Here is a 6,589-nt window from a genome sequence, read left to right on the forward strand (position 1 = left end):
TCCCCTCCCCTCCCGGCCTGCCGGTGCCCGGGCCGTTGGTCCTGCACCAGAGGTTGAAGAACAAGGTGGGTACCTGTTTCTGATCCCTGAGTGGGCGTGGCCGACTGGTTGACCGGCCGAGGGGGAATGGCGTGGTCGACGTGGGGTGGAGAAGCGCGAAATCCAGTGGTGGGGGGATTCCGGGTTGTGCACACTCACCGGTTATGCCGATGACGCCCCCGACCGGGCCGATGTGTACACGTGACTCGCTTGCCGCCGAGCTGCGTGAGATGGGGGTTCGCCCAGGTGAGACCCTGCTCGTGCACTCTTCCCTCAGTTCGCTCGGCTGGGTCTGCGGCGGTCCTGGTGCCGTCGTGCTCGCACTGCTCGACGCGCTGGGTGACGACGGGACGTTGGTTGTGCCGACGCACTCCGGCGACAACTCTGATCCGGCGACGTGGGCCGATCCGCCCGTGCCCGAGTCATGGTGGGCGGATATCCGTGCCTCGATGCCGCCCTACGACGCGCGCACGACGCCCACTCGTGGGGTGGGCGTCATCCCGGAGACGGTCCGCACGTGGCCGGGCGCCGTCCGCAGCGCCCATCCGCAGACTTCCTTCGCGGCCGTGGGTCCACGCGCCGCTGCCATCATGGACGGTCACGCGCTCGACTGCCGGCTCGGCGAGCGAAGCCCACTGGCCCGGCTGGAAGAAGCAAGGGCGCGGATCCTGCTCCTGGGCGTGGGCTTCGGATCCTGCACGGCATTCCATCTGGCCGAGTACCGGATTCCCGCGCCCCAGGTCGACAACTCCTTCGCGGTGATGACCTCGCGGGGGCGCCGCTGGGTTACCGTACGCGATACCTCGATCACCGAGGACCGTTTCGGTGAACTCGGTGCGGCCTTCGAGAAGGAGCGCCCGATGCTCCTGGGCAAGGTGGGGGCGGCCGAGACCCGGCTGTTCTCCTTGACTGACGCCGTCGCATTCGCCGAGGTCTGGCTGGCCGAACACCGGCCGCGTGCCACGCCTCCACGGCCGCCTACGTCAGCCGCTGGCACGCCGACCTGGAGGACTTCCACCGCCGCCTGGCAATGAGCATCGGCGCCGGCTCCCCCTGCCTCCATGCAAGCCACGGCGAACTGCCGGAGCGCTACGCGGCCCGGTCCGCGAACGTGACCATGAGCAAACGCCTCTCCGCCTGAACAGCCTTGCGACCCTGGGGAAAACGCGACTAGATTCCTGTGGGTAGTCGGGTGATCACATCGGGGGGCGAGGGTGGTGCGTGCTTCGGACTGGAGTCCCGTCGACATGGACTCCGACCCCACACCGGGCTGGCCGGAAGAGGTCCGGGAACTCGCGGAAGAACTGCAGGAGTTCGCCGACGATGTCGGTGAGGCGCTGGGGAAGATCCGGGGGATGGCCTCGGACCGGGCCGTGCTCGACTGGGCCGGACTGACCGCCGACGCGTTCCGCACCGAGTTCGACGGTGTGCCGGAGAACCTGGCCAAGCTGCAGACCTCCTACGACATGGCCGCCGACGCCCTCGCACGTTACTGGCCGAAGCTGGAAAGCGCCCAGGCCCTGGCCGACCGCGCGCTGGAGCGGGCGATCGCCGCCCAGGCTGATCTCCAGGCCGCTCAAGGACAACTGGCCGACGGCGAGGACTGGGTATCCCGCGCCGGGGACGAGGCCGAGCGGCTTCAGGACCAGGCGAGGCGTGAGAGCACGCCCGAGCCGCCGTCGGAGGAGGATGTCCGTACGGCGGTGCGGGATCACCAGGCGGCTCAGGCGGCGGTCACCGCCGCGCAGGGCAGGGTGGCGGCAGCGGAGGATGCCCTCGCCGCCGCGCGGGAACTGGCGCGGCAGGCGCAGGAGATGCGGGAGGAAGCCGCGCGGGAGTGCGCGCGGGACATCGACGCGGCCTCGGACGCCGGTATCCAGAACCGCCGCTGGTGGGAACGGGTGATCGACTGGGTGCGCGACAACTGGGACACCATCGTCGGCATCTGCAAGCTGGTCGTCGCCGTTCTGGGCGTGGTCGTGATGATCATCGGCGGCCCCCTGGCCTGGGTGGTGCTGGCCGCCGCCCTGATCGTCCTGGCCGACACCCTGGTCAAGTACGCCAGAGGCCAGGCAACCCTGTGGGATGTCGCTTTTGCGGCGCTTGACTGTATTCCGGGGATGAAGGGCCTGACCACCCTCGGCGGTCTGGCGCGGGGTATGCGGTCGCTCGCCACGACGGGACTGCGGGGGCTGCGGCAGGGCGTGCTGGGCATGGGGCGGGCTGTGCGGCGGATGGGCCGGTCCGGGGACAATCTGGTCTGCCGGACCGACCCGATCGACATGGCCACCGGGGAAATGGTGATGTCGGCGGTCGATGTCGAACTCCCCGGCGTGCTGCCGCTGGTGCTGGAACGCCACCACCGCAGCAGCCTGCGAGAAGGAACGTGGTTCGGCCCGTCCTGGGCCTCCACGCTCGACCAGCGGCTCGTGCTGGACGAGGCCGGGCTGCGGTTCGTCACCGCGGACGGCATGGTCCTGGACTACCCCCGACCCCTGCCCGGCGAGCCGGTCATGCCGGTGGAAGGCCCCCGCTGGGGGCTGTCCTGGAACGGCGACCCCGGCACGGCGATGACCGTCCACCAGCCCGGGACCGGCCGCACCCTGCACTTCGCACCTGTCCCCGGCAGGCTGGGCGGCGAGCTGCCCCTGACCGCGATCACCGACCGCAACAACAACACCATCCGCGTCACGTACGACGCGAGCGGCGCGCCGGCCGAGGTCGTTCACGACGGCGGCTACCGCATCGGCGTCACGACCGAGGCGGGCCGGATCACCGCCTACCGCCTGCTCAACGCGCCCGACCAGCCGGTCCTGCTGCGCTTCGGCTACGACGAGCACGGCAACCTCGCCCAGATCTACAACTCCTCCGGTCTGCCGCACACGTTCGCCTACGACGACCGTCACCGGATCACCGGCTGGGAGGGCCGCAACGGCACCTGGTACCGGTACACCTACGACGACGAGGGCCGCTGCGTCGCCACCGACGGAACCGACGGCTACCTCAGCAGCCGCATCGTCTACGACACCGACACCCACCGCACGCTGTTCACCGACTCCCTCGGCCACACCACCGTCTACCAGTTCAACGACAGCTACCAACTCACCACCGAAACCGACCCACTCGGCCATACCATCGCGCGGGCTTTTGATCGCTACGACCGATTGCTCTCCCTGACCGATCAATTGGGGCGCACAACCTCGTATTCCTACGACGACCTTGGGAACGTCGTCCAGGCCCGGAGACCGGACTCGGCATGTACGACGCTGGCCTACAACGAACAGCAACTGCTGACCGCCTGCGTCGAGCCCAGCGGCGCACGCTGGGAGTTCACCTACGACGCCCACGGAAACAGGCTCACCGCGACGGACCCGACCGGCGCGACGACGCGCTACACCTACACAGCGGACGGGCGGCTTTCCACGGTCACCGACCCCGTCGACGGCGTACAGCGTTTCGAGACGAACCGTGCGGGTCTGGTGATCTCAGCATCCACGCCCACGGGTCAGCTTTCGCGGGTGGAACGAGACGCCCAGGGGCGGGTAGTCGCCTCCACCGACTCCATGGGGGCCACGACGGCATTCCGCTGGACGCCGGAGGGACGCGTCGAATGGTGCCGTCTGCCGGACGGCTCCGAGCAGGAATGGACGTACGACGCTGAGGGCAATCTGCTCGAACACCGAGATTCCACCGGCGCCATCTCCCGTTTCGAGTACACACACTTCGATCTGCTCGCTGCCCGATTCACGGCGGACGGAGCCGTCACCCGTTACCACTACGACACCGAACTCCGCCGCACCCGCGTGGTGAGCCCGGCGGGGACGACGTGGGACTACACCTACGACTTCGCGGGGAACGTCACCCAGCAGACGGACTACCACGGCCGCCGATTGGCCTATGTCTACGACGCCGTCGGCCAGTTGGCCGAGTACGTCAACGGCGCGGGCCAGATGATCCGTTATCGCCGTGACGAACTGGGACGGGTCCGCGCTGTCGAGAGTGATACGGGTACCGCTCACTACGAGTACGACGCGGCTGGCCTGCTCGTGCACGCGGCCAACGAGCACTCGGCGCTCGACATGCGCTACGACCTGGTGGGGAACGTCACCGAGGAGACCGTCGACGGCCGTTCCGTGACCAGCGTCTTCGACGCTGTGGGAAGGCGCATCCAGCGGACCACGGCCAGCGGCCTGACCAGCCGCTTCGCCTACGACGCGGACCACCAACTGGCGCGGCTCGCGACTGCGGGACGCGAGATCTCGCTCGGCTACGACCCGCTCGGCAGGAATGTCGGGTGGACTCTTCCTGGTGCCGTGACAGTGACCCAGGAATGGGACGCGAACCACCGGCTCACAGCGCAGGCGGTGTCCGGGCGGCAACGCATCGACAGGACGTACCGGTACCGCGCCGATGGCGCTGTGACGAGTCGTGCCGACAGCTCAGGACCCGACCTCCGATTCGAACTCGATCCGCTCGGGCGCATCACCGCCGTTCACCAACACACCGCGGAAGGGCCCTCCGCTCGGTTCTTCGCCTATGACGCGCTGGGGAACCGCCGGGATGACACCACTCCGGAACTCCCGTCAGCCGGAGAGCCGTCAGCGGATGGCGACCGTTCCGGCGCCCTGCCGCGACGCGTCGGCCGCACCGGCTACGAGTACGACGCTCAGGGCCGTGTCATCCGGCGCAGCCGCCGTCTCCTGTCGGGCGGGAGCAAGGTATGGAACTACGAGTGGGACGCCCATGACCGGCTCATCGCGGTGATCACACCGGACGGTCGCCGGTGGAGGTACCTCTACGACCCCTTGGGACGCCGCACGGCGAAGCAACTGCTCTCCCGTGACGACGGCGAAACCGTAGTCCAGGAGATTCGGTTCACCTGGGACGGAACCAGGCTCGCCGAGCAGAGCGCCGTGAACGCCCAAGGGGACGTCGAGTTCCTCTCGTGGGAGTGGCAGGAAGGCGAGCACCGGCCCATCGCGCAAGTGGAGACCCGGCTCACCCCCACGTCGTCGCAGGAGGATATCGACCGGCGGTTCTACGCCATCGTCACGGACATCATCGGTACGCCAACGGAACTCATAGGTGACGACGGCCGCGTCGCATGGCGCAACGACGCCGATGTCTGGGGCGCGCGACCATCCCCGCTGGCGTCGGCGCGGAGCCCGGAGTGTCCTCTCGGCTTCCCCGGGCAGTACCACGACCCGGAATCCGGTCTGCACTACAACTACCACCGCTACTACGACCCCGAGGCGGGCCGTTACCTCAGCGCTGACCCGTTGGGTCTGCTGCCCGGCCTGAACCCGTACGCCTACGTTCTCCACCCGCTTGTCTGGTCCGATCCGCTGGGGCTGGCCGGCTGCAGGCCGGACCCCACCTGGGGCGGCCGTGTGCAATTCGGCCAGTTGGACAGCCTTGGCCGGCCCACCGGAATCCGGGCGACCATCACCGGCGACATGATCGGCGAGGGAACCGCCGCCAGCAGCCGCATCCGGCCGCCCGGCTTCGCCGGAGGACCGCCCGTCGGGCCACACGCCCGAGGGCATCTCCTGGGCAGGCAACTGGGAGGATCGGGTAGCGTTCGGGAGAACCTGGTCACGCTCTTCCAGAACCCGGTCAACACGCCGATCATGGCAGGCTTCGAGGGACAGGTCCGGCGCATGGTCGAGAACGGTGAGATCGTTCAGTACATGGTCACGCCCATCTACGACGGTGCGAACCTGATCCCCCGCGCAGTGACCATGGAAGCCTTCGGCTCCGGAGGCTCTCAACTCTCCGTCAGCATCCTGAACAGGCAGTGATCCGATGTCCTTGACGCGATTGACTGAGATCGTTCCGCCCCCGGCCCGGCCCTCCTCCGGGCCACCGAACTGGGCGGCCGTGGAAGCGCGTCTGGGCTGCCGACTGCCGCACGACTACAAGCAATTGGTGGACGTCTACGGTCCGGGAAAATTCGATGAGTTCCTGCACATCTACCAGCCGGATTCCCCCTACGCGGAAGTGGATCTGGGCAAGCAGGCCGAGGTCTCTGTGCAGGCGCTCAGGACTTTGCGGGCGATGGGCTCCAGCATTCCTTACGCCCTCGACGGCACGCCAGAACTGCTCTCCTTCGGCCGGGACGACAACGGTGACATCGGCTTCTGGCACCGGCGGGATGTCACCGACCCGGCGTCCTGGACGGTGACGGTGAAGGACGCCCGGGCGGACGAGTGGTTCACGTTCGCGGGCGGGCTGACCGACTTCCTGTTCGCGCTGTTCTCCCGGCAGATCACGGTGCCGCTCTTTCCGGACGATTTCCCGTCCGACGAGCCGCTCTTCGAGCCCTACTGAGAGAACCGCTCGCCCCCGAGCGGACGGTATTGCCTTCCGGTATTCACAGGCTGGGGGTGCCGGGTCGGGGTGGTCGCTGTGCATGTGGCGTGCGGGTTTGTTCGTAGGCGGTTTGCAGGCGGAGTTCGGTGTTGCGTCCGGTGGGCGGGAGTCGGTGCTGGGGTTCGCCCGGGGTGGCTGTTGTTGCCCGGGTGGGGGCGTTGATGCCGGGGATGCGGGG

The 6,589-nt window shown here is 68.4% G+C and carries 3 protein-coding genes; all 3 read left to right on the forward strand.

From position 1 onward, the window contains the following. The first annotated feature begins 203 nt into the window (after positions 1–203). Entirely contained in the window at positions 204–1,073 is an 870-nt protein-coding gene (locus ACSNOC_RS26520; protein WP_436750110.1) for an aminoglycoside N(3)-acetyltransferase, read from the forward strand. Between the two features lie 213 nt (positions 1,074–1,286). Next, positions 1,287–5,840: a DUF6531 domain-containing protein gene (locus ACSNOC_RS26525; RefSeq protein ID WP_436750111.1), complete on the forward strand. Its 4,554-nt coding sequence runs from the start codon at positions 1,287–1,289 to the stop codon at positions 5,838–5,840. 10 nt (positions 5,841–5,850) lie between these two features. Further along, complete coding sequence (locus ACSNOC_RS26530) at positions 5,851–6,369, forward strand: SMI1/KNR4 family protein (RefSeq protein ID WP_436750112.1); 519 nt, start codon at positions 5,851–5,853, stop codon at positions 6,367–6,369. The last annotated feature ends 220 nt before the right edge of the window (positions 6,370–6,589 follow it).

The sequence above is a fragment of the Streptomyces sp. URMC 129 genome (assembly GCF_051386415.1).
Classification (GTDB): Bacteria; Actinomycetota; Actinomycetes; order Streptomycetales; family Streptomycetaceae; genus Streptomyces.

Excerpts from the sequence above, each read along its gene's own strand:
- ACSNOC_RS26525 (WP_436750111.1), top strand. The coding sequence starts at position 1,287 with ATGGACTCCGACCCCACACCGGGCTGGCCGGAAGAGGTCCGGGAACTC.
- ACSNOC_RS26520 (WP_436750110.1), top strand. The coding sequence starts at position 204 with ATGCCGATGACGCCCCCGACCGGGCCGATGTGTACACGTGACTCGCTT.